Raw genomic sequence first — 26,815 nt, forward strand, 5'->3', positions numbered from 1 at the left:
TAGACCCCGACCGCTAACCCCGGAACCTGGCACCTTGGCACTAACCCCGCCCGTAAACCTAACGCCCTGCCACCCAAACCCAGCCCACCCAGAACCCCGAGTGCGAACGAAAATCCATGGCGCATCAGGTCGACCGGCGCGCCGACCGATGCGCCGCATGGCATTACTTCTTGACGACAACTGCGCCAGCAGCCGGCTTAGCACCGGCAACCGCCACCGGCGTCCCACCCGGCCCAATGGTCAACCCTTCGGCCTGCAAGCGCTCAACCGTCTTGCCACCCATGCCCTTGACGCGTTTGCTCAACTCGGCCGCGTCTTTAAACGGACCATGTGCCTCACGCTCGTCGAGAATGGCTTTCGCCTTGGCCGGCCCAATACCCTTGATGCCACGTAACGCATCGGAATTGGCGTTGTTGATATCCACGGCGGCGAACGCCGAACCAATCGATACAGCCAGCGTGAACGCCGCGAGAAGTTTCTTGATCATGTGAGTCTCCCTTGAAAACCGGTCCGCGATGATCGCTGACCGAGAGACCCAGTGTAAGAAAACGGCTGGTGCTTTTACAGCTGACCGAACAGCCAACGCACGTATCTGTTGACACCTTCCTGAACCGTCAGGAACGCTGCGTCATACCCAGCCTCGCGCAACTTCGACTGATCGGCCTGAGTGAAGCACTGGTACTTGCCGCGCAACGCGTCAGGGAACGGAATGTACTCAATCAAGCCACGCTGCACCAACTCCGACAGAGACAACGGCGCTTCGCCGTCAATTGCGCGCAACGAGTTCACCACCGTCGACGCAATGTCGTTGAACGGCTGCGCGCGCCCCGTCCCAAGGTTGAAAATACCCGACGTCTCCGGATGATCGAAGAAGTGCAGATTGACCTTCGTCACATCTTCAACGGACACGAAATCGCGCGTCTGCTCGCCCGCGCCATACCCGTTGTATTCGCCGAACAGCTTGACCTTGCCCTCGGCGCGGAACTGGTTGAAGTTATGGAACGCAACAGACGCCATGCGTCCCTTGTGATCCTCGCGCTGCCCGTACACGTTGAAATAGCGGAACCCAGCAATCTGGGTACGCGCTTTCGGCAAGATCTGGCGCACGATCTGATCGAAGAGGAATTTCGAATAGCCGTACACGTTCAACGGCTTTTCGACATCCCGACGTTCCACGAATTCGCTCGATCCGCCATACACCGCCGCCGACGATGCATACAGGAACTGCACGCCCTGCTCCAGGCACGTGTCCAGCACGTCACGGCTATAGCGGAAGTTGTTGTCCATCATGTAGCGGCCGTCGGTTTCCATCGTGTCCGAACACGCGCCTTCATGGAAAATCGCCCTGACCTTGCCGAAATCGCCACGCTTAAAGCGCGCGACGAATTCGGTCTTGTCGAGGTAATCGTCGACTTCGCAATCGACCAGGTTCTTGAACTTGTCGGCGCGCGTGAGGTTGTCGACGGCGATCACACGCTGTTCGCCACGCTCATTGAGCGCCTTCACGATGTTGCTGCCGATAAACCCGGCCGCGCCGGTAACAATAATTGTCATGGTGATGTCAGGGCGAAAAGTTCGTTGTAGTCAACGGTCGCCGTACCCAGCTTCCCGACGACAATTCCCGCCGCACGGTTGGCGTAAGCGATACAGTCGACCAGCGGCACACCCGCACCCAGCATAGTTGCAACGGTTGCAATGACCGTGTCGCCGGCACCCGAAACATCATACACTTCGCGCGCATCGGCCTGCGTGTGGACCACTTGGCCGGCGGTGAAAAGCGTCATGCCCTCCTCCGATCGCGTCAGCAGCAACGCACCGAGATCAAGCGATTCGCGCAGCGCCGTGACACGTGCAAGCAAATCTTCTTCCGAGCTCCAGCGCCCAATCACTTTGCGCAACTCCGCGCGGTTCGGCGTGATCAGCGTGGCGCCGCGATACCGATCCCAATCGTCGCCCTTCGGATCGACCAGCACCGGTTTGCCAGCCCGCTTCGCGTCCGCGATCATTTGCGTCACATGCGTCAGGCCGCCCTTCGCGTAATCCGACATCAGGATCACATCATGTTGCGGCAAGAGCGTCCCAAACCGGGCCAGGCATGCGCTCAGGACTTCGTGAGTCGGCGTATTTTCGAAGTCGACCCGCAACAGTTGTTGCTGCCGCGACAACACGCGAAGCTTGATGGTGGTGAGCAATTCGGGGTCGCGCTCGAGGAACGCAGTGACCCGGCTCTCGCCCAGCAATTCCACAATGCGTTCGCCCGGCTCATCATGCCCGACCACGCACAGCAGGCCCGCCTGCGCGCCCAGCGCGGCCGCATTGCGCGCCACGTTCGCCGCGCCGCCAAGCCGGTCTTCCTGGCGCTGCACATGCACGACGGGCACGGGCGCTTCCGGGGAGATGCGGTTCACATCGCCGAACCAGTAGCGGTCGAGCATCACGTCGCCAACCACCAGCACACGTGCCGCCGCAATGCGCGCACGCGGAACCGGTGGAACAGGAGCGTGTGCAGCGATTGCAGGCACCGCTGCGTCAGGCGACAGGGAGTTCGACATGGGGACGTCCTATTGCAAAATAGTCGATGCCGAGTTCCGCCATCGCTTCGGGTTCGTACAGGTTGCGGCCATCGAAAATGACCGGCATTTTGAGCTCGCTCTTCAAATGCGCGAAATCCGGGCTCTTGAATTCCTTCCACTCGGTCACGATCACGAGGGCGTCCGCGCCGGGCAATGCGTCCTTTTGTGAATCGACGAAATGCAGGCGTTCGAGTTGCTGCGGTTTATCGGCGAGATCGAGCGCAAATACGCGCCGGCTTTCATCCAACGCCACGGGGTCATAAGCGCGAACCGTCGCTCCGCGTTCGAGCAGCGCGCCAATCAGCCGGCGGCTCGACGCTTCGCGCATGTCGTCGGTATTCGGCTTGAACGCCAGGCCCCACACGGCAAACGTGCGGCCGCGCAAGTCTTCACCCATGCGCTTCGTGATCTTGCCGACAAGCACTTCCTTTTGCAGATCGTTCACTTCTTCCACGGCTTCCAGAATCCGCAACCGATGCCCGTTCTCACGCGCCGTCTGCGCCAACGCCTGCACGTCCTTCGGGAAACACGAACCGCCGTAGCCACAACCGGCATACAGGAAGTGGTACCCGATACGCGGGTCCGAGCCAATACCGCGACGCACCGCTTCGATATCCGCACCCACGGCATCGGCGAGATTCGACAAATCGTTCATGAACGAGATACGCGTGGCGAGCATGGCGTTCGCCGCGTACTTCGTGAATTCGGCCGAACGCACGTCCATATAGAGCGTGCGATCGTGGTTGCGGTTGAACGGCCCATAGAGGCGCTTGATCTTCTCGCGGGCGATCTGGCCGGCTTCGTCGTCATCTACGCCAAGTACGATGCGGTCGGGACGCATGAAGTCGTCAACAGCCGCCCCTTCCTTCAGGAACTCCGGATTCGATAGAACCGAAAAGCCGTTCTTCCCCGTCGGCTGAATTCCGCGCGCCTTCAGTTCCTGCTCGACTACGTTGCGCACGTGCTGGGCTGTGCCGACCGGGACCGTCGATTTATCGACGATCACCTTGAAGCCGTTTGCATAACGCCCGATGTTGCGCGCGGCCTCGAGCACGTACTGCAAGTCGGCGGAACCATCCTCGTCCGGCGGCGTTCCCACCGCGATGAACTGGATCTCGCCGTGCTCGACGCTTTCCTGGATATTCGTGGAAAAACGGATGCGGCCGGCAGCACGCGTACGTTTCAGTATCTCGTGCAAACCCGGTTCGTGAATCGGCACGCCGCCGTTATTGAGGATGTCGATCTTGCGTGCATCGACGTCCAGGCACAGCACGTCGTTGCCAATTTCAGCGAGGCACGCGCCGGTCACTAGTCCGACGTAGCCCGTCCCGATGATGGATATTTTCATAAGCGTTCCGGAGAGACCGGTAATTGTCGAAGGATCAGGCTAAAACAGCCGCGGAGTCCAATCGTGTCAAAGGTTGTGCGTCCTGAGCGAGCCGGGCCACGCGGGCCGCGGTCAGTCCGTGGATTGCGCAATCCGCGTTCAGACGGATGCGGTGATCGGCTCGACGCGGCGTGGCGCATAGGTTTCCCAGCCGCTACAGCCAGGACATTGCCAGTAAAAAAGACGCGCGCGGAAACCGCAATTCTGGCACGTGTAGCGCGGCAGGTTCTTGGTCCGCTGCTTCACGAGCGTGCGCATCAGTTCGAGTTCGCTGCGACGCGGTTCCTCGGCCGTAGCGACTTGCGCTTCCAGCAGCCGCGTCATGCCGGCGACATTCGGCGATGTCTGCATCTGGTGCCGCGCCAGCGCGTGGGCCGCGTCCATTCCGCGCAATTGCGCGACGTGCTTGAACGCCACGTCCAGCAGATCGTTCGACGGATAACGATTCACGTAGTCGACCAGCAAATCGACGCCTTCAGCCGTACGGCCGAGTTGTTCGTAAGCCTGGACCAGTTTCTCGGCCACCAGGGGCAGATAAGCCGCATTCTGCTCTTCCACGCGACGCCAGCACACGATGGCCGCTTCCAGATCGCCACCGGCGGCATCCACGTCGCCCACCAGAATGGTCGCGCGCACATTCTCGGGATTGGCCGCGAGCGCGAGCTTCAGTTCCGCGCGGGCGTCTGCCGGATTCTTGCGCTGCAGCGCTTCTTGCGCGAGCTCGCAATGGAACTGGGCGACTTCCTTTTCAAGGGTCGCCGCGCCCATTTCCTGGATCCGGCCGGCGGTTGCAATCGACTTGTTCCAGTCTTTCTCGATCTCGTAGATGGTCAGCAACGCCCGTTGCGCACCGAGCGCATATTCGCCCGCTTCGAGCGACCGGAACGTTTCCTCGGCGCGATCCAGCAGACCCGCCTTCAGGAAATCCTGGCCGAGTTCGAACAGCGCGTGATCGCGTTCGGCGACTGGCAGATCAGCACGGCTCAGCAGGTTTTGATGCACGCGAATGGCCCGGTCCGTCTCACCGCGGCGGCGAAACAGGTTACCGAGCGCAAAGTGCAATTCGATGGTTTCAGGATCGAGCTTCGCAACTTCGATAAAGGCGTCGATGGCCTTGTCGTGTTGTTCGTTCAGCAGGAAATTGAGGCCGCGAAAATACGAGCGCGGCAGATTCGCGTTTTCGGACAGCAGGGTTTTCAGGTCATAGCGTGATGCCATCCAGCCGAGAGCGAACGCGACCGGAATGACAAGCAGCCACCAGAAGTCTAGATCCATGCGAATTCTTGGAAAGGGTTAAGGACCAGTGCAGAGTGCCGGAAGCGGGCACCCGCCGCAGGGCCAGGCAACGCGCGACCCGTCAAATCAGCGGCGGCATAGGCGGTTCCATCGGTACGACGGGGGCATCGCGCGCCACGCGCAGTTCGCGTTTGAGCCGGGCATTTTCCATCCGCAGGCGAAACAACGACGGCAGCGACGAGAGCAGTCCAGCAACCAGGCCGACGACAAAAAACGCCAGGCCGATCAGGATCAGCGGCGCCTGCCAGAAGTAGCCGGCGAGAAAATTGAGCGTCGCGCTTTGCGTATTGGCCAAGGCCAGCACGAGCAGGAGCACGAAAACCAGTACACGGATCAGCCAAACAAAAAATTTCATAAGGGTCTCTTTGGCGGCAATAGCGGAACGACGCAGGACGCAACGCGGGCGGCGGGTACAACACCGATATCCACGAGGGACGCAAAGCGCGGGCCACGCTGTCCTTGATCATTGGCGTCCGGTATTGTAATTGAAGCGTATGAGGCAATGCGCAACGGCTTGGACGATAGGCCGATCAGCAGGACGTTTGCGGGGGTTTACTGTCTTATGATGACGCGAAAAGAGACAGTGACGAACGAGCGTGCAGAAAGGTAACGCCGTTGGCGTGCGTCCGGCCAGGGCATAAAAAAAGCACCCTCGCGGGTGCTTTTTTCGGTCATTTGCCTCTGGCTGACAGCGGCTCGATACGGGATGAACTCGGACGCCGCTTAAACATCGTCGTCTTCGTCACTATCCGGTCCGTTCAACTGTTTCAGCGGCTCGCCCGCGCGACCGTCTACCCGTTCGCGCAACTCCTTGCCGGGCTTGAAGTGTGGTACGAATTTCTCCGGTACCTCCACCTTCTCCCCCGACTTGGGATTGCGTCCAACGCGTGATGGACGACGATTGAGGCCGAAACTGCCGAAGCCGCGAATTTCGATGCGATGGCCATTGGCCAAAGCGTCCGACATCGCATCGAGCATCGTCTTCACCGCGAAATCCGCATCTTTAAGAACAAGTTGCGGAAATCGCAGCGCCAGTTGGGCGACCAATTCCGATTTGGTCATGCTGCAGCAATACCTTGCGGCTTAGCCGTTCTGGCCGTCGAGCTTGGCTTTCAACAGCGCGCCAAGGTTCGTCGTGCCGGTTGCAGCCGTGCTCGAGTCAGCCGAAGCCAGACCACGGATTGCTTCCTGCTGTTCAGCCGAATCCTTGGCCTTGATCGACAGGTTGATGCCACGCGATTTGCGATCGATGTTGATGATCATTGCGTTGACCTTGTCGCCTTCCTTCAGCACGTTGCGAGCATCTTCCACGCGGTCCTGAGCGATTTCCGACGCGCGCAGATAACCTTCCACGTCCGCCGTCAACGTCACGACTGCACCCTTCGCGTCAACCGACTTGACCACGCCGTCAACCGTCGCGCCCTTGTCGTTCATTGCCACGAAGTTGCTGAACGGATCGCCTTCGAGTTGCTTGATACCCAGCGAAATGCGTTCCTTCTCGACATCGATGCCCAGAACGATAGCCTGGACTTCGTCGCCCTTCTTGTACTTGCGAACAGCTTCTTCGCCCGTTTCGCTCCACGACAGGTCCGAGAGGTGAACCAGACCGTCGATGCCGCCCGGCAGACCGATGAACACGCCGAAGTCAGTGATCGACTTGATGGCGCCTTCCAGCTTGTCGCCCTTCTTGAAGTTGCGGCTGAAGTCGTCCCACGGGTTCGGCTTGCACTGCTTCATGCCGAGGCTGATACGGCGGCGGTCTTCGTCGATTTCGAGAACCATGACTTCGACTTCGTCGCCGAGTTGCACAACCTTCGACGGTGCAACGTTCTTGTTCGTCCAGTCCATTTCCGACACGTGAACCAGGCCTTCGATGCCCGATTCCACTTCCACGAATGCGCCGTAGTCGGTGATGTTGGTAACCTTACCGAACAGGCGCGTGCCTGACGGGTAACGGCGGGAAATGCCTTCCCACGGATCGTCGCCGAGTTGCTTGATACCCAGCGAAACGCGGTTCTTCTCTTGGTCGAACTTGAGGATCTTTGCAGTCACTTCCTGGCCAACCGACAGCACTTCGCTCGGGTGACGCACACGACGCCATGCGATGTCCGTGATGTGCAGCAGGCCGTCGATACCGCCGAGGTCCACGAATGCGCCGTAGTCCGTGATGTTCTTGACCACGCCTTCCACGATCGCGCCTTCCTTCAGCGTTTCGAGCAGCTTTGCGCGCTCTTCACCTTGGGTAGCTTCGATCACAGCGCGGCGCGACAACACGACGTTGTTACGCTTGCGGTCAAGCTTGATCACGCGGAATTCGAGGGTCTTGCCTTCGTACGGGGTCGTGTCCTTGACCGGACGCGTGTCAACCAGCGAACCCGGCAGGAACGCGCGGATGCCGTTGACCATCACGGTCATGCCGCCCTTGACCTTGCCCGTGATAGTGCCGGTCACGAGTTCGTTGTTGTCCAGCGCTTTTTCCAGCGACAGCCACGAAGCCAGACGCTTCGCCTTGTCGCGCGACAGGATTGTGTCGCCATAACCATTTTCCAGGGCGTCGATAGCCACGGAAACAAAGTCGCCCGCCTGCACTTCTACCTCGCCCGCGTCGTTCAGGAATTCTTCGAGCGGGATGTAGGCTTCGGACTTGAGACCAGCGTTGACGACCACGAAATTGTGGTCGACGCGCACGACTTCGGCGGAAATAACTTCACCCGCACGCATGTCCTGCTTGGTCAACGACTCTTCGAACAGAGCCGCAAAAGATTCGGTAATCGGGGTAGATGTTTGCAGGTCGGACATAAAAATCTATAGTTGCGCAGCTGCTTCGCGATGCCTGCCCGAACTGTTCGGACCGATGGCAAAAAAGGCGAACGCCACACGGGGTTGAGGGGTTAAAACACGCTCCATGTTTCTCATGGAGCTCCAAAGCAAAGCCTTCGACATGTCGGCTTTTTCCAACAATTGCAACGAACTACACGTGAATCGCATTAAACCAACCGATGATCTGATCGACCGCCTGGTCGATGGATAGCCCGGAGGTGTCCAGCGTCTTCGCGTCCACTGCAGGCTTGAGCGGCGCGGCTACACGATTGCTGTCCCGTGCGTCCCGCTCGCGCAAATCTCGCAGCAAGTCTTCCATATTAGCAGAAAAGCCTTTTTGTATCAATTGCTTATGCCGCCGCGCGGCCCGCGCTTCAACGCTGGCCGTGAGAAACACCTTGAGCGTTGCATCGGGAAAAATGACGGTGCCCATGTCGCGGCCGTCGGCCACCAGCCCCGGAAGCTTGCGGAACGCCCGCTGGCGCGCAATCAGCGCTGTCCTAACCTGGCCGTGGACGGCAATCGCTGACGCGCGGTTGCCGATTTCCTCGGCACGAATTTCCGTCGATACATCCACGCCGTCGAGCTGCGCACAACCTTCCCGAAACGTGATGTGGAGTTCCGCGACGAGTTCAGCGAGCGCGTCGCCGTCCTCGGGATCGATGTTGTAGCGCGCGCTCGCAAGCGCGGTGAGCCGGTACAGCGCGCCGCTATCGAGTAAATGGAAGCCTAGCGTGGCTGCGACCAGCGCGGCGACCGTGCCTTTGCCCGAAGCCGTCGGGCCGTCGATGGTGATAACCGGAGTCTGGTGAAACGGACGAATGTGTTTCATCGGAGACGTCCGGATCGGCGGGCGGCTGCGCGCGGGGTCGGGGCTTGCACCGCTGTGTTTATATTAGTCATGGTCATCAGGCCTTCGCGAGCTTGGCGAATTGCTCGAAGTAATCCGGGAAGGTCTTGCCGACGCATTTCGGGTCATTGATGCACACCGGCACGCCTCCAAGGCTCACGAGCGAAAAACACATGGCCATGCGGTGGTCATCGTAGGTATCGATAGCGGCATTCGGCGTCAACGCGGCCGGCGGCGTGACGACCAGGTAATCCGTGCCCTCCTCGACCGTCGCGCCGACCTTGCGCAACTCGGTCGCCATCGCGGCAATCCGGTCCGTTTCCTTCACGCGCCAGCTCGCGATGTTACGCAGCGTGGTCGTGCCGGTGGCGAACAGCGCGGCGACGGCAATGGTCATGGCGGCATCGGGGATCAGGTTGAAATCCATGTCGATGGCCATCAGCTTGCCGTCGTCGGATTCCACGCCGCGCACTTCGATCCAGTCGTCGCCCAGCATCACGTTCGCGCCCATGCGGATCAGCGCATCGGCGAAATTCACGTCGCCCTGAATGCTCGAGCGGCCCACGCCTTCCACGCGCAGTGGACCACCGCCCAGCGCGCCGGCCGCGAGGAAATACGACGCCGACGACGCATCGCCTTCCACTGCAATGGTTCCCGGCGACGCGTAGCGCGCGCCAGCCAGCAGCGTAAAACTCTTCCAGCCGTCGCGTTCGACGGTCAGGCCGAAACGCTCCATCAGCTTGATCGTGATATCGATATACGGCTTCGAAATCAGCTCACCGTCCACTTCCACGACAATCGGACCGCGCGTGTTCTGCGCCAACGGCAAGCTCATCAGCAACGCGGTCAGGAACTGGCTGGAGACGTCGCCACGCACGCGGATCGGTTGATCGACGGCAATGTCGGCCGGATGAATCCGCAGCGGCGGAAAACCATCGTTCGCTTCGTAATCGATCTTCGCGCCAATCTGACGCAAGCCATTGACGAGATCGCCGATCGGCCGTTCGTGCATGCGCGGCACGCCATGCACGCGATATTCACCGCCGTTCAACGCTAACGCGGCGGTGAGCGGACGCACCGCGGTGCCCGCGTTGCCAAGAAAAAGCTCCGCCGATTTCACCGGAAAACGGCCGCCGGTGCCTTTCACGACACAGCGTTCGCCATCGTTTTGCACCTCGACGCCCAATGTATTGAGCGCCGCGAGCATCACGCGGGTGTCATCGGAATCGAGCAGGTTCGTGATCACCGTTTCGCCCTCAGCCAGCGCGGCGAGCAGCAGGACGCGGTTTGAAATGCTCTTCGATCCGGGCAGCCGGACCGTGCCGGACGCACGCGAAAAAGGTCCGAGATCGAGGTGTTCCATGGTTAAGTCCAGTTAGTCAGGTCCAGCTAGCTATTGTGCGGATTATTGTGCGGAATCGTCGGCGGCTTTGATCGCGCCGCCATGTTGCCAAACGGTCCGCGCCGTGCGCGAGCGTTCGAAGGCAGCTTCGAGCGCGGCGCCGTCGGAGGTGTCGATAGCCTGGCGAAAACGCGCCAGCACGTTGGTATAAGCATCGATTTCGCTCAGCAGCGCTGCCCGGTTCGCGATGCATATGTCGCGCCACATTTCCGGACTCGATGCCGCGATCCGAGTGAAATCGCGGAACCCGCCGGCAGCGAACGAAAACTTCAGCGCCGCATCCGGCGCTTGCAGAATCATCTCGACCAGCGCGAACGACAACACGTGCGGCAAATGGCTCACCGACGCGAGCACGCTGTCGTGCTGCTCGGCCGCCATTCGATGCACGATTGCGCCGGTCGCGAGCCACATATCGGCAACGCGCTCCACGACTTCTGGCGAGTTCTCCGGCAACGGACACAGCACGACATTACGGTCAACGTAGAGATCAGGGATGGCGGCATCGGGACCACTTGATTCCCGGCCGGCGATCGGATGGCCCGGCACAAATTGCGCAACGCGCTCGCCCAACGCTGCACGCGCGGCCGTGACAACGTCATTCTTTGTGCTGCCGGCATCGGTCACGATGGTGCTGGCGTCCAGAAACGGGGCAATCCGCCGCAGCAGCGGCTCGGTTTGCGCAACCGGCGCGGCGACCAGCACGAAGTCGGCGCCACGCAGTGCGAGTTCGAGCGCGCGGTCGTCGTCGAGAAACACGGCCGAATCGATTACGCCAAGTTCCCGCGCACGCTCGACGGTCTTGATCGAGCGCCCGACGCCCACGACTTCACCCGTCGCGCCAGCCCGTTCGCGCAAAGCGCGCGCGAGTGAGCCGCCGATCAGGCCGACACCAAAAATGACGATTTTATTGAAAGCGAACGCGGCCACGAGACATCGATGAAAACGCGCCTTTCGGCGCGAGGGTGAACAATCGAAACAATCCGTGCATTTCTAGAAAATAGAAACGCATGGCCGAAACAGAAACAATCAGGCAGTTGCCGCCAACGACTTTTCGAGCGCCGCGATAAACGCGTCGTTCTCTTCCGGCAAACCGATCGTGACACGCAGCCACGGTAACAAACCGTAGTTGGCGACTGGCCGCACGATCACGCCTTGTTTGAGCAACGAGAGATTCACACGCTGCCCGGCGGCGTCGTCATTACCTACGCGCACCATCACGAAGTTGCCGTCGGACGGGACATATTCCAGGCCGAGTTTGTCGAAGGCTTCCGTCAGCCGGCGATACCCCGCCGCGTTGATCTCGGCGCTCTTCGCCAGGAACGCGGTGTCCTTCAACGCGGCAATCGCGGCGGCTTGCGCCAGCGAGTTCACGTTGAACGGCTGGCGCAGGCGATTCAGCAGATCGGTTTGCTCCGGTTGCGCAATGGCGAAACCCACGCGCAGTCCAGCCAGCCCGAACGCCTTTGAAAACGTCCGCGACACGAGCAGATTCGGATAACGACGCACCCATTCGATGGAATCGTAGCGCTTGCCCTTCGGCAGGTATTCCGTGTACGCCTCGTCCAGCACGATCGCCACGTGACGCGGCACGCGTGCAATGAACGCCTCAAGCGTCCTACCGTCGATAAACGTACCCGTCGGATTGTTCGGATTCGCAACGAACACGAGACGCGTGTCGTCGGCAATGGCAGCGAGCATCGCCTCAAGGTCGTGACCGTACTTCACGGCCGGCACGACGATCGCACGCGCGCCCAGACCCTGCGTGGCAAGTGCATAGACCGCGAACGAGTATTGCGCGTAGACAATCGACTGCCCCTTCTCGACGAACGCATGCGCGGCGATTTCGAGGATGTCATTGCTGCCATTGCCGAGCGTGATCCATTCCGGCGGCACGCCGTAACGTTCGCTCAACGCGGCCTTCAGATCGAAACCGTTCGCGTCCGGGTAACGGCCGAGTTCCTGCATGGCTTGCGCCATCGCTAGCTTGGCCGACTCGGGCATGCCGAGCGGATTTTCATTCGACGCGAGCTTCACGATGTCCGCTTCGTTCAGTCCGAATTCACGCGCCACTTCCGAGATCGGCTTGCCGGCAATATAAGGCGCGATCGCGCGCACGTAGGAAGGGCCGAATTGCGATGTCATGTTTTCTCCAGCGGTTTTAAAGGGCTCAACTCAACGAGCGCGCGGGTACGAGCCGAGGATCTTGAAGAACTCGGCCTTTTCGCCCAGTTCCTTGAGCGCGGCGGCGACCGCTGCGTCCTCGCGATGTCCTTCCACGTCGATATAAAAGTAGTATTCCCACGTGCCGACGCGCGCTGGACGCGACTCGAAACGGGTCATCGATACCCCGTGACGTGCCAGTGGTTCCAGCAATTTCAGCAACGCGCCGGGCTCGTTCGCCACCGACACGATCAATGACGTCTGGTCATACCCGCTTACGCCTGTACGCTCCTTGCCAATCATCACGAAGCGCGTGCGGTTGTGCGGGTCGTCCTGGATCAGCGCGCTGACCACGCCGAGTCCGTAATGCGTGGCCGCGCGGTCCCCCGCAATAGCCGCGATACTCGGGTCACCCACCGCCAGCCGCGCCGCTTCCGCATTACTCGATACCGCCTGGCGCGCGAGCGTGGGCACATTCGCCGTCAGCCAGTGCTGGCATTGCGCGAGCGCTTGCGGATGCGCGAACACGCGCGTCACGCCATTGAGCGTGCCGGACGCCGTCAACAGGTTGTGGTGAATCGGCAAGGCCAATTCGCCGCTGATCACGAGCGACGTTTGCAGCAACAGATCGAGCGTGCGCGAAACCGCGCCTTCCGCTGAATTCTCAACCGGCACCACGCCAAATTCGGCCGCGCCGGCTTCGACCGAGCGAAACACTTCGTCGATGGAAGGGCACGGCAGACCTTCGATGGAATGTCCGAAATACTCGACCATCGCCTGCTCGCTGTAGGTCCCGACCGGGCCGAGATAAGCCGCGCGCAGCGTCTTTTCGAGCGCACGGCTCGCGGCCATGATCTCGCGCCAGATCGAGCTGATGTGATCGTCGGCGAGTGGCCCTTCACTCATTTCCTGGAGCCGCGCGATCACCTGCATCTCGCGCTCGGGGCGAAACACCGGCGCGTTGAAATGCTTCTTCACCTCGCCCACTTCGAGCGCGACGGCGGCGCGCTGGTTCAGGAGCGCGATGAGCTGCGCGTCGAGCGCGTCGATGCGTTCGCGCAGCGGTATGAGTCGTGAATTAAGGTCGTCGTCCATGCGTTGTATGAGATGAGTCGATCCGGCTTGGCGGGGCAAGCATCGGATGGGAGGCCAGACCTGATTTCAGGCGCTGGCCTGCTCGAATTCCTTCATATACTCGACGAGCGTCTTCACCGCTTCGAGCGGCACCGCGTTATAGATGGACGCGCGCATGCCGCCGACCGACTTGTGGCCTTTCAGCTGCAGCAGGCCGCGCGCTTTTGCGCCGGCCAAGAATGCTTCGTTACGGGATTCGTCGGCGAGAAAGAACGGTACGTTCATCCTCGAGCGCGACTGACGCTCGACTTTGTTCAGATAGAAACTGCTGGCGTCGATAGTGTCGTACAGCAGCGTCGATTTTTCGATGCTGCGTGCTTCCATAGCTTCCAGGCCGCCCTGCTTTTTCAGCCATTTGAACACCAGGCCGGCAATGTAGATGGCGTAGGTGGGCGGCGTGTTGTACATGGAATTGTTCTCGGCGACGGTCTTCCATTCGAACGCCGACGGGCAGATGGCCAGCGCGCGGTCGAGCAGATCCTCGCGCACGATCACGACCGTCACGCCCGCCATGCCGATATTCTTCTGCGCGCCGCCGAACAGCACGCCGTATTTCGCGATGTCCATCGGGCGGGACAGAATGTGCGACGACGCGTCGGCGACGAGCGGCACCGAACCCAGATCAGGAATCTCAAAGGTCTCGACGCCGTCGATTGTCTCGTTCGTGCAGATATGGACGTAGGCCGGATCGTCGGAAAGATGCCATTCGGCGATCTTCGGCACATGGGTGAAACCCTGCTCCGTCTTGCCATTGGCAGCAATGTGCGGCGTGCCGTACTTCTGCGCTTCCTTGAACGATTTCTGCGACCACGAACCGGTCACGACAAAATCCGCGGTTTTCCGCGCGCCCAGCATGTTCAGCGGAACGATCGCGTTCTCACCTATGCCGCCGCCCTGCAGGAACAGGATCCTGTGCGATGCGGGCACTTTCAGCAGGTCGCGGAGATCGGTCAGCGCAGCTTCATGGATCGACATGAACTCAGCGCCGCGATGGCTCATTTCCATCACGCTCATGCCGCTACCGTGCCAATCGAGCATTTCGTCGGCAGCTTGACGGAGTACTTCTTCAGGCATTGCTGCAGGACCAGCGGAGAAATTGAAGACGCGCATCTGATAAACACCCCGAAAAACCGGACGCAATAAAGAGAACGCCAGCGAGGGAAACGCCAGCGAGAAACAGCTGAATAACGTCTAAACCCCGCCACGAAAAACAAATGGCTGTTTGCGTCTGAACGCAAACAGCCATTATCGCACCGTCCCATAAACCCGCCAAACTACAGCCGCCCGGGCGGCAGCGGGTTTTGGCAGCCTGGCTTACTTGGCCGGCTTGACAGCAGCCACTTCCTTGTCCGCTTGCGTGCGGGTGGCCTTGATCGATTGCGGCATGTACTTCTGCATCAGACCGTTCACCACGTCACGACCAACCTGGTCCTGAACCTGGATGAACTTGCGACCCGTCGGGCTCTTGTAGAACGACGTCAGGTCTTTGATTTCAGCTGTCGTGTAGTACTTCGCGTATGCGTCGTACTGTGCCTGCATGGCGTCCTGACGGAACGAGTCGGTCGCGAAGACCTGACCTGCCGAATCAACCAGCTTCGGTACCGTGTCCTTCTGGAGCTGAGGAACAGCGGCTTGCTTCTGCTTGTCGTTCAGCGTCTTGTTTTCGCTCAAAGCGTCGGACAGGATGGCCGGAACCAGTTGCTTCGACTGCATTTGTGCGCTGTTACCAATGGCGCCGACGAGCTTTTGCGCGTCGATTGCGTCCAGCAGGTCCTTGATCGCAGCTTGCTTCGCCGGATCCGGTGCCGCTGTGGCTGCGTCTGCAGCCGGCGTCGTCGCTTGGCTCTGGAGCGATTGAGCCGATGCGAAAGCCGGTACCAAAGCAGCCAGCAACATCCATTGTTTAAACTGTTTTTGCATCATTACTCCCTTAAAAAATTTTGCTTTCATCGCGGCGCGACTCGGCATTTGCTCAAGTCGCGCAGCTTATCCATTCAAGCTTTCAGAAACAGAACAGGCAGAACAGGCGCTGGTTGCGAACATTCGGTCAGGACGTGCCGTCCTCATCGCCTTCCGGCGTGTCGTCCGGCGTATCGCCAACGTCAGCGTCATCCGCTGCATCGGTCGAATCATCAGCCGCAACGCTGGCCGATGGTTCGCCGGCCTCGCCTGCATCACCTTCCAGATCGGCGTCGAGTTCGACTGCCACTTCCGCCTCGGCGATATGCTGCAAGCCGGACAGCTTCGTGCCGTCGTCAAGACTGATGAGTGTAACACCTTGGGTTGCACGGCCCATTTCACGGATCTCCGACACCCGCGTGCGAATCAGCACACCGGTATTGGTGATCAGCATGATCTCGCTTTCCGGCTCGACGAGCGTTGCGGCGACCACCTTGCCGTTACGTTCCGACGTCTGGATAGCGATCATTCCCTTCGTGCCGCGGCCGTGACGGGTGTATTCGTCGATTGGCGTACGCTTGCCGAAACCGTTCTCGGTCGCAGTCAGTACCGACTGGTTTTCACCGCCGGCGACGAGCAACGCGATGACCTGCTGACCTTCTTCCAGTTGCATGCCGCGCACGCCACGGGCTTCTCGGCCCATGGCACGGACGTCGTTTTCGTCGAAACGCACCGCCTTGCCCGAATCCGAGAACAGCATCACGTCATGCTGACCGTCCGTAATGGCCGCACCGATCAGGAAATCGCCGTCGTCAAGACCGACCGCGATGATGCCCTTGCGCAGCGGCCGGCTGAATGCCTCCAGCGGCGTCTTCTTGACCGTACCCAGCGAGGTCGCCATGAAGACGTATTTATCGGCGGAAAATTCCTTGATCGGCAGCACGACGTTGATCTTCTCGCCGTCCTGCAACGGGAACATGTTCACGATCGGCCGGCCACGCGAATTCCGCGAACCCTGCGGCACTTCGTAGACCTTGATCCAGTAAACACGGCCACGGTTCGAGAAACACAGCATGTGATCGTGCGTATTCGCGATGAAGAGCGTGTCGATCCAGTCGTCTTCCTTCATCTGCGTGGCCTGCTTGCCGCGGCCGCCACGCTTTTGCGCCCGATATTCGGACAACGGCTGCGACTTGACGTAGCCGGTGTGCGACATGGTCACGACCATTTCCTGCGGCGTGATCAGGTCTTCGGTATTCAGTTCGGTCGCGTTCAGTTCGATGCGCGAACGGCGGTCATCGCCGAATTCAGCACGAATGGACGTCAATTCCTCGACGATGATCGCGCGAATCCGTTCCGGGCGAGCCAGGATGTCGAGCAAATCAGCGATTTGCGCCATCACTTCCTTGTACTCGCCGACAATCTTGTCCTGCTCGAGCCCGGTCAGGCGTTGCAGGCGCATTTGCAGAATTTCCTGCGCCTGAACGTCGGAAAGCTTGTACATCCCGTCGGCCTGCATGCCGTACGCCGGATTCAAGCCTTCCGGCCGATACGCCTGACGCCCGCCCGATTCCTCGGTTTCCGCGCGCGACAGCATTTCGCGCACGATTTCCGAGTCCCAGGCGTTGTTCATCAAGTCCTGCTTCGCGATCGGCGGAGTCGGCGCGGCCTTGATGATGCGGATGAATTCGTCGATATTCGCCAGCGCGACCGCCAGGCCTTCCAGCACGTGGCCACGATCCCGCGCCTTGCGCAGCTCGTATACAGTGCGCCGCGTCAGCACTTCCCGCCGATGCGACAGGAAACACTCCAGCATCTGCTTCAGGTTCAGCAGGCGCGGCTGGCCGTCGACCAGCGCGACCATGTTGATGCCGAACGTGTCCTGGAGCTGCGTCATCTTGTACAGATTGTTCAGCACCACTTCCGGCACTTCGCCGCGCTTCAGCTCGACCACCACGCGCATGCCGCTCTTGTCAGATTCGTCGCGGATGTCCGAGATGCCTTCGATCTTCTTCTCGTTCACCAGCTCCGCAATGCGCTCAAGCAGCGTGCGCTTGTTCACCTGATACGGGATTTCGTCGACGATGATCGCCATGCGCTGGCCGCGGTCGATCTCTTCGAAGTGCGTGGTCGCGCGCATCACGACGCGTCCGCGACCCGTTCGATAACCGTCCCTCACACCCGAGACGCCATAAATCACGCCGTACGTCGGGAAATCCGGTGCCGGAACGATTTCCATCAGTTCGTCGATGGTCGTGTCGGGGTTATTCAGCAGATGCATGCAGGCGTCGACAATTTCGCGCAGGTTATGCGGCGGAATGTTCGTTGCCATGCCCACGGCAATGCCGGCAGACCCATTGATCAGCAGATTGGGAATTCGAGCCGGCAGGACCAGCGGCTCGCTTTCGCTGCCGTCGTAGTTCGGGCCGAAGTCGACCGTTTCCTTGTCGATATCAGCCAGCAACTCGTGGCCGATCTTCGCCATGCGGATTTCGGTGTATCGCATGGCGGCGGCGTTGTCGCCGTCGACCGAACCGAAATTGCCTTGCCCGTCGACCAGCATGTAGCGAAGCGAAAACGGCTGCGCCATCCGCACGATGGTGTCGTAGACCGACTGGTCACCATGCGGGTGATATTTACCGATGACGTCGCCCACAATACGCGCCGACTTCTTGTAAGCGCGATTCCAGTCGTTGTTCAATTCGTGCATGGAATACAGCGCGCGGCGGTGGACTGGCTTGAGGCCGTCGCGGACATCGGGGAGCGCTCGCCCCACGATCACGCTCATCGCGTAATCGAGATATGAGCGGCGCATTTCCTCCTCAAGGGAGATTGGCAGGGTCTCTTTGGCGAATTGATCCATTTATCCGTGTCTTGAACTGTGCGGCGCCGGCGCGGAATAAAAGCCTCTTTTGCGGCGTTTTACCCGGATTCACCGTCGTTTAGCATCGGCATTGCGAACGCAACGCATCACGCGATTCTAACATGCGCGACATCCGCTCCCGGAGCACATGCGTATACATAGAGTCGGAACAGCGCGGATTGGGAAATTCAGGGACACAACAGCGTGGCGAGAGACGGAGCGGGACAGCACAGGCCAGCGCTGGCCGATAACCAGCATGGCATCAGCATGAAAGCGCATGAAGCGGGCCCACGAAGCAAACGGTAGCGAAAGCTTACAAATTGCCGCACGCAACAAAGTGAAAACGTCAGACTAACCCGCTATCATTCGGCCTCACGGGTTTTGACGCCGCCAATTACCGCGCGAAAAACCGTCGAAAAAAATGTATTGATGTTTTGGGAAAAAGTTCCGGGGTGGCACGCATTGTGCGCATGTTCGGCACGTATCAAACCCTGCGATTCCCATGCCCCGTCTTGTTGCGCATGCACCACATAAGGTTGCGGGCGTTGGGGGGCCGGGGATATTTTTATCGTTGCAAGGGAACGATATGGCAAAATGCGAACGCACAAAGTTAGACACTGCTCGAAGTCTACACACAGCGTTTTGTTCCGCGGTAATGTTATACTTCGAGCAATGTATGACTTGTCTTCGTCAACAAGGCTCGCAGTAAACCTGCGGTAATCTCAATTTCGAGAGGAGAAATATGAATAAACTTTCAAAGCTCGCGTTCATTGCAGCTACCGCAGTTATGGCTGCATCGGCTATGGCGCAATCGGTCCCGGCTTCGCGTCAGGCAGTGGACGACAACTGGGTGAACGGCACGGGCGAGTGGGTGTGGATGAACGGCACGAACGAGCTTTGCTGGCGTAACGCGTTCTGGACCCCGGCAACGGCCAACGCAAAGTGCGATGGCGCGCTGGTAGCGACAGCACCGACGCCGCCGGCTCCGGTCGCTCCTGTTGCTCCGGTCATCCAGAGCCAGAAGATTACGTACCAAGCTGACGCTCTGTTCGACTTCGACAAGGCTATCCTGAAGCCGGCTGGTAAGGAAAAGCTTGACGATCTCGCATCGAAGATTGGCGACCTGAACCTGGAAGTTGTGGTCGCAACGGGTTACACGGACCGTATCGGTTCGGACAAGTACAACGATCGCCTGTCCCTGCGTCGTGCACAAGCTGTCAAGGCATACTTGGTCAGCAAGGGCATCGAAGCCAACCGTATCTATACGGAAGGCAAGGGCAAGCGTAACCCGGTTACCACGGGTTGCAACCAGAAGAACCGCAAGCAACTTATCGCCTGCCTCGCACCGGATCGTCGCGTGGAAGTCGAAGTTGTTGGAACCTCGCGTCAGCCGCAGTAATACGCGACAGATTGGCGCAGGATCAAAGCCCCGCTTCGGCGGGGCTTTTTTTATGTGCGGCGCATCTAGCTGCACTCTTGCTGCACGCCCGGCGCGTCCCTCTGCTCGACCGGCTTGGGCTCGTGACGCGTTTCACCGGCTCTCGCCACCGCCTATATACTTGGTGCTTGACCGTTTCTGACCTTATGTTTCAAGGCTATCCGCACATGATCAACGCCGATCCCCACGAGCTTCAAAAATTCAGCGAGCTGGCTCATCGCTGGTGGGACCCGAATGCGGAGTTCAAGCCATTGCACGAACTCAATCCTGTGCGACTCGACTGGATTGACGCGCTTGCGCATCTGCCGGGCAAGCGCGCGCTGGATATCGGTTGCGGCGGCGGCATCCTGTCTGAATCAATGGCCGTGCGCGGCGCGAAGGTAAAAGGCGTGGATCTTTCATCAAGCGCGCTGGGCGTGGCCGACCTGCATAGCCTGGAGAGCGGCGTTGAGGTCGAATACGAAGAGATCGCGGCCGAGACGCTGGCGGCGCGGGAGCCCGCCAGTTATGACGTGGTGACCTGCATGGAGATGCTCGAGCACGTGCCGGATCCGGCCGGGATCGTGCAGGCTTGCGCAACGCTTGTCAAACCTGGCGGCTGGGTGTTTTTCTCCACGCTCAACCGCAATGCCAAGGCGTATTTGCTCGCGGTGATCGGCGCGGAATACATTGCCCGGATGCTGCCGCGTGGCACGCACGATTACGCGCGCTTCATCAAGCCGTCAGAACTTGCGCAATACGTGCGTTCCGCGCAACTTGATATCGTAGAGATCAAGGGGATTACCTACCGGCCGATCAGCAAGCGCTTCAGTCTCTCCGACGACTCCAGCATCAACTATCTGATGGCTTGCCGTCGCGTGGCCTGACGGGAACAGACATGAACGATCGCCCAAGTGATGCCGATCCCACGCCTCCGAGCGTCATCGAACCTGTACGGACTTTCATGAGCGACGACCCGACGCCCCTGCCCCAGCATCAAATCGACAAGACCCGGCTGAAGCTCTGCCAGGCGGTCTTGTTCGATCTCGACGGTACCATCGCCGACACCGCGCCCGATCTCGTCGCCGCAGTCAACAAGATGCGACACGACCGTGGGTTGGAAATGCGGCCGCTTGAGACCCTGAGGCCATTGGCATCGGCGGGTGCGCGCGGTTTGCTGGCCGGCGCGTTCGAGATCGAGCCGGAGCATCCCGATTACGCGTCCATGCGCGAGGAGTTTCTCGCCAACTATGAGGCGGATTTGTGCATCGAGACGACGCTGTTTCCGGGTATCGACGAATTGCTCGATCAACTCGATGCACGCGGCGTGCGCTGGGGCATTGTGACCAACAAAGCGACGCGGCTCGCCGAACCGCTGGTGGCGCTGCTGGGACTGGCTGAGCGCGCGGCCTGTCTTGTTTGCGGCGATACCACCCCGCATTCGAAGCCTCATCCGGCGCCGTTGCTGCATGCTGCGGAATTGATGGAAGAGAAGCCTGAGCGTGTGGTGTATGTGGGCGACGACCTGCGCGACGTCCAGGCCGGTTTCGCGGCCGGCATGGTCACCGTGGCGGCCGCCTACGGGTACTGCGGGACGGACTTGCCGCCCACCCGGTGGCATGCGGATCACGTGGTGGAAACGACAATTGAATTGCAACATCTGCTACGCGATGTGCAATAACGCGCATCAATGTACCGTGACGGCTGTGGCTTCCCGGACCGGTTCTGCGGTGAAAACGCGGACGAAACTGTGAGATAATGAGCAATGCTTCGGGGGCGACCTGGTTTCGACAGGGGTTGCGAAGCGGCTAGGGCATACCGAGGACCCGTCACCTCGTAAATCAATGGGAAAAACGTAACTGCAAACGACGAAACGTTCGCACTGGCAGCCTAAGGGCCGCCTGCCTCTCCCTAGTTTACTGACGGACTAGAGTCGCAAGACCGGTAGCAATACCGCGAGAGGTCATATACGTCAGATAAGCCTTGGTGGCGTCATGACATCCGGGTCGAAAATTTAGTGAATCGCCGAAGCGAAGCGTGTTCGTCCGCGTCGCCAGGTTAAATCAAATGATAGAACTAAGTATGTAGAACTGGTCGTAGAGCGCTACTGGACGCGGGTTCGATTCCCGCCGCCTCCACCAATAACGCATCCGGACTTGTACCGGATTATTCGAAACCCCGTGTGCCGCAAGGCTCGGCGGGGTTTTTCTTTGCCTGACTCGTCTATAATCATCCGGCTTAATCCGGGGGTGTTTTGGGGTATCCCAAGGGGTGACTCGAGCTTGTACCCCGACCACAAAATATCGTACGTCTGAGCTATGGCACTCACAGACGCCGAAATTCGAAAGAGCGCTCCGCGCGAGAAACTTTACAAGCTGTCCGATGGCGGCGGTAGGCTTGTTGATCTTTCCGCTCTCTGGGCGTCGCTAGCAAACCTGATGCGCTCTTTGACTTCCCCGGTCCACGGAGCAGCGCCAATTTAGCTTTAGTCTCAGACCACGGACAATTCCCACAGTACTGGAAATTCAACAATTTTTTCTCAACGACTTGCTAATATATGGGTCGTCTTATAGGACTTTTTATGGAAAATCATAACGCCGCTTAAACTTAGGCACGGGGAACACGAAAGTGAGCGATTACCGGCTAGATCGACTAAATACGCGAGAGTTTGAACATCTTTCTCAAGCTTTATGCAAGAAATTTGTTGCTATTGGCGTAACTCCGTTCGGGGACGGGGCCGACGGCGGGCGCGAAGCGACGTTTGAGGGAAGAATGGACTACCCCTCGGCGTCGGATCCGTGGTCCGGTTATCTAGTAGTGCAATGTAAGTATCGGCAACGCTCTATAGGTGAGTCGTCTAGCGATACTGACTGGGCTGCAAAAGAGTTGGAGACCGAGTTATCAAAATATCTTCAACCGCCTTCGGACGACGCGCCCAAAGTCAGGAGTAAGCAACGGCGGTCACCTGTCTACTACATCTTCATAACCAACGCGGTCTTAACGGGTAACATCGAGACGGGGGGACACGATAGGTGCGCAGCGATCTTGGCCAAGTATGCCAGTCGACTTGGAATACAAGGGTCCGCGGTCTGGGGTTTCGACGAACTTCGCGTCTTTCTCGATTCGGCTGCCGAAATCAGACAAGCGTATCTGGGATTCATCTTGCCTGACGACGTTCTCCATAGGGCGTTACAGACTTTGTCAATTCAAACTCCAGATTTCGACCGCATCTTGGCTGGCTATCTGCAAAAAGAATTACAGAGCGATTATGCGGCAAAACTCGAATCCGCCGGTCAGCACGATGAGCGACGCACGGTTCCCCTGTCTCGAGTTTTCATCGATCTACCCTTTACTTCAAATAAAGACAAATCACTTACTGCATCTGACAACCATTCCACATTAGCGCGGGCGCTCATAGACCTCGGGAATACTGTCCTCCGAAGTGTTGAAGCGCCGAAGGCGCGAGCCGCGACATTTGGAAGAGTCGCGATAGTGGGCGGCCCGGGTCAAGGAAAAAGCACCATCGGCCAATACCTCTGCCAATTGTACCGGGCGGCGCTTCTCGAGAACTTAGAAGTGCTTGACCCGCAATGCATTCAGATATTAGACGAAATTAGAGATACCTCAGACGCTAAGGCCGGTTTGATGCCCCTATCGTTGCGCTTCCCATTCAGAATCGTCTTGAACCGATTCGCAAGTGACTTAGCCAAAAACGAAAATCTGACGATTGCTGAGTATGTTCGGTTACGAATCGAGAGCTTGGTGGTTTGGGCGTCGTTCCACTCGCAGCATTGAAACAATGGCTATCGGGATATCCTTGGATTTTTATATTCGACGGCTTAGATGAGGTTCCATCGAGCAGTAATCGCGCGCAAGTTCTGGAAGCGATTCAGCATTTCTTGGTTGATCTTACTGTAGAAAAAGCGGACGTTGTTGTGATTGCGACGACGCGCCCACAGGGATATTCGGATGAATTCGCAAAATCGCATTTCTCTCATCTCTATTTAACTCCTTTGTCGGAAAGTCAGGCGCTCACCTATGGATCATCCCTTCTAGAATTTCGCGCTAACGGCGATGCCGAAAAATTTGATACTACGCGACGTCGCCTGACAACCGCTGCACATACTGAAGCCACAATGCGGCTTATGTCTAGCCCGCTACAAGTAACAATAATGGCTACGTTGGTCGAACGCTTAGGCGAACCACCTAAACAGCGGTATCGCCTGTTTGAAGAATACTACCGCACGATTTACACACGAGAAACGAATCGTGAGGGCCCTCTCTCCGATTTGTTACGCGACCGGAAGACCGACATCGACACAATACACTACCGAACCGGTCTGTTATTGCAAGCTGAGTCCGAGTTGGCAGGAAAAACAGCAGCCCAACTCACTTTACGCCGTTTTTTAGACTTGGTCCGGCAGCGCCTGACGGAGCAGGGTTTGGACGGTAGCGAAAGTGAAATTCTAATCGACGAAATCAAAACTTCCGCGTTGGACCGGTTGATCTTTCTGGTTAGTCCACACGACGAAGAAGTGGGGTTTGAGATCCGTTCTTTGCAGGAGTTTATGGCCGCGGAGGCCATGGCGCGAGGAACGACGGAGCACCGACGTCTCCGCATAGAGGAAATCGCTCCAATTACTAATTGGCGAAATGTCTTTCTTTTTCTTTTCGGAAAATTATGCGACGAAGACAGCGTCGAGCTGCTGGATAAAATAACTTTGTTGTGTGACGAATTGAACGATCTTGAATTAAACCCCGAACATGCTTCAGTGAAATGGGGGTCGCGCTTGGCCCTAGACATTTTATCGGACGGTGCGACACGACCAGCGCCGAAGCGTGAGCGCAAACTGCTGCGCACAGCGCTCGAATTGTTGGATCAGTCTTTCTTAACGGGATCTCATGAATTTTCGTCGGTGTATCACGAGAAGCTAGAGGATTTGTATCGAGCGAAGATAGATCCGATTTTAGAAACTGACTTTCATAAAAACAAATCATTGGCAGCGTGGGGAGTGTTGAATTCTCTCGCCAACAGAGGCGTCGAATGGGCGCGCGCATCTTATCAGGAGTTGTGGCAAAAACTGCCCAATCATCGCGCAAAATATGCGGTGTGCGGCGATTTGTCCATTTTCAACGCTTGGCATTTGCCAAGGGCAATTGAGCTAATTCCTCAACTGACACCGTGGGAGGCGTTTTCTCTGGCGCAAAGCGAGGGTGAGGCTGCAGATGTTAATGTCATGGAATTATGGCCTCGTTGGTTATTTGGCTTTAACCATATTGCTATCAGGCACTTCGCATACGACAGCGGCGATGATCTGACAGGGATCGCGGTCTCTTTCGAATGTGATGGCCAGTTAGCGATAGGCTCAATCGAGCACCGTCTACTCGGCATGCCACTAGACGTCGACGCAGCGATCGCTTTTCTGGATATGCCATCTCCCGGCGACCAATGGGACACTATTTTCGCAGCGATCAGGTTCGCGCTATCGCCAACTAGAGAAACACTTGCCTCGGCTCTTCGGGTGATCGGCGCCCCTAATAAGCACAAGTTTCATTGGCGCAGAAACTGGATTAGTGCGATCGCACCCTGGCCGCTGATCAGCTTAATGGACGGCCGTTTCGATACGGCGATCGCTAATTCGCTCGCTGCTCTCGCAGAGAATGGCCATTTTGGGGACTTTGAAGACTGGAACGAAGCGGAGAGGCTTGCCCAACGTGAAGTAGTCAGTTACAGCCTTAACGGACCTGGGCCAGTACACGGTTACGACAAAGACTCTTTGAGCCGCGGATTACCGCTGGCCGGCAGCACTGGATTGGAGACAGACCGAGAAAAAACTGATTTGCAATTCTGGGGAAATCTCATAGAAAAGCAGCGAGGATCTGCAAACGAGGCATTGGTTCTGCGCTGGTTTGCCTCGCGGCTGTCGAGGTTTATTGCGCAGAACGCCGAACATAACATCGAAATTGCTAAGCTGCCCACGGCCACGGTTCTCTCTTACATTCAATGTCTTAAAGCACAATCGGCCGCTGTGGATAGTTCAACTCTCAATGTGCTCCTTGCGCGATTGAGTCAACCAGATGCCATTGCGGAGATTTTGGACGAAATCTGTTTGGGCGCCGGCTTGTCTTGCCTTCCTCACGGCCAGCAAACTTCACTCGGCGATACGATTCGAGAAGCAGTCATCCGAGAACGCCTTTCAGAGCGAGCGATCCAATGGGCGAATTGGTGCACCAGAAACGGAATATTGATTGGATTGTCGCAAGCACATCTGGAAATGTCCCCTGCAGCCGGGATTTTGACTCCTTATCAGACGGCTTTGCTTCGGCTAGGGGCAACCGATCTCACCGAGTCTGAATGCAGATGCATATTAGAGGGTCTAGCTCACTCTCAGTATTCCGCAACGACATCTAGCCACGTCGAGGCATTGTCAGCCGCGATAGAGCGTTTAACCAGTGGTGCTCGAGATGCTGTTCGAAAAGTAGCCTTGTCATCGTTCGTCGAAGACTCCGACCTAGGGGAAAACGAGGGCTTAGACGGGGTCTATTCGTATTCCTTGTACGAAGCCTTAGACGAACGACGTTCTGCGCTTCAAACGTCCCCAGAAAAGTGGGCTGAGCTCGGCTTCCTTCCCGCGCCAAAAGACTGACCTGAGAGACAATCCTGTATTTGGAAATCATTTTGAACTCATCGTTTGCGCCTTGCATGGTGAATGACGGTGCCGTGTCTTCAAGTCACATCAGCAAAAATGAGGGGGTATCTCCGGGGGTATATTCTCGCTATGCATATGGCTTCTAGCTCTAGAAAAAGGCTGACGAGACGTTTGTTGTTCCCGCCGCCTCCACCAAATAGCCCTCTGTAACACTAAAGTTTGAACAAAACCCCCACGCAGCTTGAGCTGCGCGGGGGTTTTTTGTTTGTTGGCGACGGTCGGGTGCTGCCGTTGACTGGCCCCACGTGCGAATACGGCACATCCGTAGCCGCATTCGAGCGCGCCTTGCCACGCCCGCCGCAGA

The 26,815-nt window shown here is 58.3% G+C and carries 21 protein-coding genes and 1 other RNA gene; 6 read left to right on the plus strand and 16 right to left on the minus strand.

Annotated elements, in window-relative coordinates; genetic code table 11:
• Window positions 1–163: 163 nt before the first annotated feature.
• From HB376_RS35145 to gyrA, 16 genes are all read right to left on the minus strand, one after another.
• Window positions 164–487, minus strand: coding sequence for a helix-hairpin-helix domain-containing protein (locus HB376_RS35145; protein WP_213768309.1), 324 nt, complete (start codon window positions 485–487; stop codon window positions 164–166).
• A 74-nt stretch (window positions 488–561) separates the two neighbouring features.
• Window positions 562–1,554, minus strand: coding sequence for an ADP-glyceromanno-heptose 6-epimerase (rfaD, locus tag HB376_RS35150; protein WP_213768310.1), 993 nt, complete (start codon window positions 1,552–1,554; stop codon window positions 562–564).
• Complete coding sequence (rfaE1, locus tag HB376_RS35155; protein ID WP_255631745.1) at window positions 1,551–2,552, minus strand: D-glycero-beta-D-manno-heptose-7-phosphate kinase; 1,002 nt, start codon at window positions 2,550–2,552, stop codon at window positions 1,551–1,553. Before rfaE1 ends, rfaD begins: the two co-directional genes overlap by 4 nt.
• Window positions 2,530–3,921, minus strand: coding sequence for a UDP-glucose/GDP-mannose dehydrogenase family protein (locus tag HB376_RS35160; protein WP_213768311.1), 1,392 nt, complete (start codon window positions 3,919–3,921; stop codon window positions 2,530–2,532). Before HB376_RS35160 ends, rfaE1 begins: the two co-directional genes overlap by 23 nt.
• Before the next feature lie 138 nt (window positions 3,922–4,059).
• A complete protein-coding gene (gene lapB / locus HB376_RS35165; protein WP_213768312.1) occupies window positions 4,060–5,235 on the minus strand; it encodes a lipopolysaccharide assembly protein LapB in 1,176 nt (391 codons plus the stop codon).
• A gap of 82 nt (window positions 5,236–5,317) precedes the next feature.
• A complete protein-coding gene (locus tag HB376_RS35170; RefSeq protein ID WP_213768313.1) occupies window positions 5,318–5,611 on the minus strand; it encodes a LapA family protein in 294 nt (97 codons plus the stop codon).
• 368 nt (window positions 5,612–5,979) lie between these two features.
• Window positions 5,980–6,318, minus strand: a complete 339-nt coding sequence (locus HB376_RS35175; protein ID WP_213768314.1) for an integration host factor subunit beta — start codon at window positions 6,316–6,318, stop codon at window positions 5,980–5,982.
• A gap of 21 nt (window positions 6,319–6,339) precedes the next feature.
• A complete protein-coding gene (gene rpsA, locus HB376_RS35180) occupies window positions 6,340–8,055 on the minus strand; it encodes a 30S ribosomal protein S1 (RefSeq protein WP_031361047.1) in 1,716 nt (571 codons plus the stop codon).
• Between the two features lie 172 nt (window positions 8,056–8,227).
• A complete protein-coding gene (gene cmk, locus HB376_RS35185) occupies window positions 8,228–8,908 on the minus strand; it encodes a (d)CMP kinase (protein ID WP_213768315.1) in 681 nt (226 codons plus the stop codon).
• A 76-nt stretch (window positions 8,909–8,984) separates the two neighbouring features.
• On the minus strand, window positions 8,985–10,289 hold the full coding sequence (aroA, locus tag HB376_RS41435; RefSeq protein WP_255631746.1) for a 3-phosphoshikimate 1-carboxyvinyltransferase: 1,305 nt from the start codon (window positions 10,287–10,289) through the stop codon (window positions 8,985–8,987).
• A gap of 42 nt (window positions 10,290–10,331) precedes the next feature.
• On the minus strand, window positions 10,332–11,255 hold the full coding sequence (locus HB376_RS41440) for a prephenate dehydrogenase/arogenate dehydrogenase family protein (RefSeq protein ID WP_346730648.1): 924 nt from the start codon (window positions 11,253–11,255) through the stop codon (window positions 10,332–10,334).
• A gap of 99 nt (window positions 11,256–11,354) precedes the next feature.
• Window positions 11,355–12,470, minus strand: a complete 1,116-nt coding sequence (gene hisC / locus HB376_RS35195; protein ID WP_213768316.1) for a histidinol-phosphate transaminase — start codon at window positions 12,468–12,470, stop codon at window positions 11,355–11,357.
• Between the two features lie 30 nt (window positions 12,471–12,500).
• Window positions 12,501–13,583 carry a prephenate dehydratase gene (gene pheA, locus HB376_RS35200; RefSeq protein ID WP_213768317.1) on the minus strand — a complete coding sequence of 361 codons (1,083 nt, stop codon included), beginning with the start codon at window positions 13,581–13,583 and terminating at the stop codon, window positions 12,501–12,503.
• 66 nt (window positions 13,584–13,649) lie between these two features.
• Window positions 13,650–14,732 (minus strand): 3-phosphoserine/phosphohydroxythreonine transaminase, encoded by a 1,083-nt coding sequence (gene serC / locus HB376_RS35205; RefSeq protein WP_213768318.1) that lies wholly within the window; start codon window positions 14,730–14,732, stop codon window positions 13,650–13,652.
• Between the two features lie 204 nt (window positions 14,733–14,936).
• Window positions 14,937–15,542: a DUF2059 domain-containing protein gene (locus HB376_RS35210; protein ID WP_213768319.1), complete on the minus strand. Its 606-nt coding sequence runs from the start codon at window positions 15,540–15,542 to the stop codon at window positions 14,937–14,939.
• 127 nt (window positions 15,543–15,669) lie between these two features.
• On the minus strand, window positions 15,670–18,384 hold the full coding sequence (gyrA, locus tag HB376_RS35215) for a DNA gyrase subunit A (RefSeq protein ID WP_213768320.1): 2,715 nt from the start codon (window positions 18,382–18,384) through the stop codon (window positions 15,670–15,672).
• Window positions 18,385–19,126: 742 nt separating this feature from the next.
• Between gyrA and ompA the strand changes: the two genes are divergently transcribed.
• The 6 genes from ompA (at window position 19,127) to HB376_RS35245 (ending at window position 26,448) form a co-directional block, all read left to right on the plus strand.
• Entirely contained in the window at window positions 19,127–19,783 is a 657-nt protein-coding gene (gene ompA, locus HB376_RS35220) for an outer membrane protein OmpA (protein ID WP_213768321.1), read from the plus strand.
• A gap of 206 nt (window positions 19,784–19,989) precedes the next feature.
• Window positions 19,990–20,688 carry a bifunctional 2-polyprenyl-6-hydroxyphenol methylase/3-demethylubiquinol 3-O-methyltransferase UbiG gene (ubiG, locus tag HB376_RS35225; protein ID WP_213768322.1) on the plus strand — a complete coding sequence of 233 codons (699 nt, stop codon included), beginning with the start codon at window positions 19,990–19,992 and terminating at the stop codon, window positions 20,686–20,688.
• A gap of 77 nt (window positions 20,689–20,765) precedes the next feature.
• Entirely contained in the window at window positions 20,766–21,482 is a 717-nt protein-coding gene (gene gph, locus HB376_RS35230; protein ID WP_213768349.1) for a phosphoglycolate phosphatase, read from the plus strand.
• 91 nt (window positions 21,483–21,573) lie between these two features.
• Window positions 21,574–21,942: a transfer-messenger RNA gene (gene ssrA / locus HB376_RS35235) on the plus strand.
• A 904-nt stretch (window positions 21,943–22,846) separates the two neighbouring features.
• Window positions 22,847–23,596, plus strand: a complete 750-nt coding sequence (locus HB376_RS35240) for a hypothetical protein (RefSeq protein WP_213768323.1) — start codon at window positions 22,847–22,849, stop codon at window positions 23,594–23,596.
• Window positions 23,569–26,448: a hypothetical protein gene (locus HB376_RS35245; RefSeq protein ID WP_213768324.1), complete on the plus strand. Its 2,880-nt coding sequence runs from the start codon at window positions 23,569–23,571 to the stop codon at window positions 26,446–26,448. Before HB376_RS35240 ends, HB376_RS35245 begins: the two co-directional genes overlap by 28 nt.
• Window positions 26,449–26,815: the final 367 nt, after the last annotated feature.

Origin of the sequence: Caballeronia sp. dw_19 (genome assembly GCF_018449515.1) — a bacterium.
Classification (GTDB): Bacteria; Pseudomonadota; Gammaproteobacteria; order Burkholderiales; family Burkholderiaceae; genus Caballeronia.

Excerpts from the sequence above, each read along its gene's own strand:
- rfaE1 (WP_255631745.1), bottom strand. The coding sequence starts at position 2,552 with ATGTCGAACTCCCTGTCGCCTGACGCAGCGGTGCCTGCAATCGCTGCA.
- ompA (WP_213768321.1), top strand. The coding sequence starts at position 19,127 with ATGAATAAACTTTCAAAGCTCGCGTTCATTGCAGCTACCGCAGTTATG.
- cmk (WP_213768315.1), bottom strand. The coding sequence starts at position 8,908 with ATGAAACACATTCGTCCGTTTCACCAGACTCCGGTTATCACCATCGAC.
- HB376_RS35210 (WP_213768319.1), bottom strand. The coding sequence starts at position 15,542 with ATGCAAAAACAGTTTAAACAATGGATGTTGCTGGCTGCTTTGGTACCG.
- rpsA (WP_031361047.1), bottom strand. The coding sequence starts at position 8,055 with ATGTCCGACCTGCAAACATCTACCCCGATTACCGAATCTTTTGCGGCT.
- HB376_RS35175 (WP_213768314.1), bottom strand. The coding sequence starts at position 6,318 with ATGACCAAATCGGAATTGGTCGCCCAACTGGCGCTGCGATTTCCGCAA.
- gph (WP_213768349.1), top strand. The coding sequence starts at position 20,766 with ATGAGCGACGACCCGACGCCCCTGCCCCAGCATCAAATCGACAAGACC.
- hisC (WP_213768316.1), bottom strand. The coding sequence starts at position 12,470 with ATGACATCGCAATTCGGCCCTTCCTACGTGCGCGCGATCGCGCCTTAT.
- gyrA (WP_213768320.1), bottom strand. The coding sequence starts at position 18,384 with ATGGATCAATTCGCCAAAGAGACCCTGCCAATCTCCCTTGAGGAGGAA.
- serC (WP_213768318.1), bottom strand. The coding sequence starts at position 14,732 with ATGCGCGTCTTCAATTTCTCCGCTGGTCCTGCAGCAATGCCTGAAGAA.
- ubiG (WP_213768322.1), top strand. The coding sequence starts at position 19,990 with ATGATCAACGCCGATCCCCACGAGCTTCAAAAATTCAGCGAGCTGGCT.
- rfaD (WP_213768310.1), bottom strand. The coding sequence starts at position 1,554 with ATGACAATTATTGTTACCGGCGCGGCCGGGTTTATCGGCAGCAACATC.
- pheA (WP_213768317.1), bottom strand. The coding sequence starts at position 13,583 with ATGGACGACGACCTTAATTCACGACTCATACCGCTGCGCGAACGCATC.
- HB376_RS35145 (WP_213768309.1), bottom strand. The coding sequence starts at position 487 with ATGATCAAGAAACTTCTCGCGGCGTTCACGCTGGCTGTATCGATTGGT.
- HB376_RS35170 (WP_213768313.1), bottom strand. The coding sequence starts at position 5,611 with ATGAAATTTTTTGTTTGGCTGATCCGTGTACTGGTTTTCGTGCTCCTG.
- HB376_RS35160 (WP_213768311.1), bottom strand. The coding sequence starts at position 3,921 with ATGAAAATATCCATCATCGGGACGGGCTACGTCGGACTAGTGACCGGC.
- aroA (WP_255631746.1), bottom strand. The coding sequence starts at position 10,289 with ATGGAACACCTCGATCTCGGACCTTTTTCGCGTGCGTCCGGCACGGTC.
- lapB (WP_213768312.1), bottom strand. The coding sequence starts at position 5,235 with ATGGATCTAGACTTCTGGTGGCTGCTTGTCATTCCGGTCGCGTTCGCT.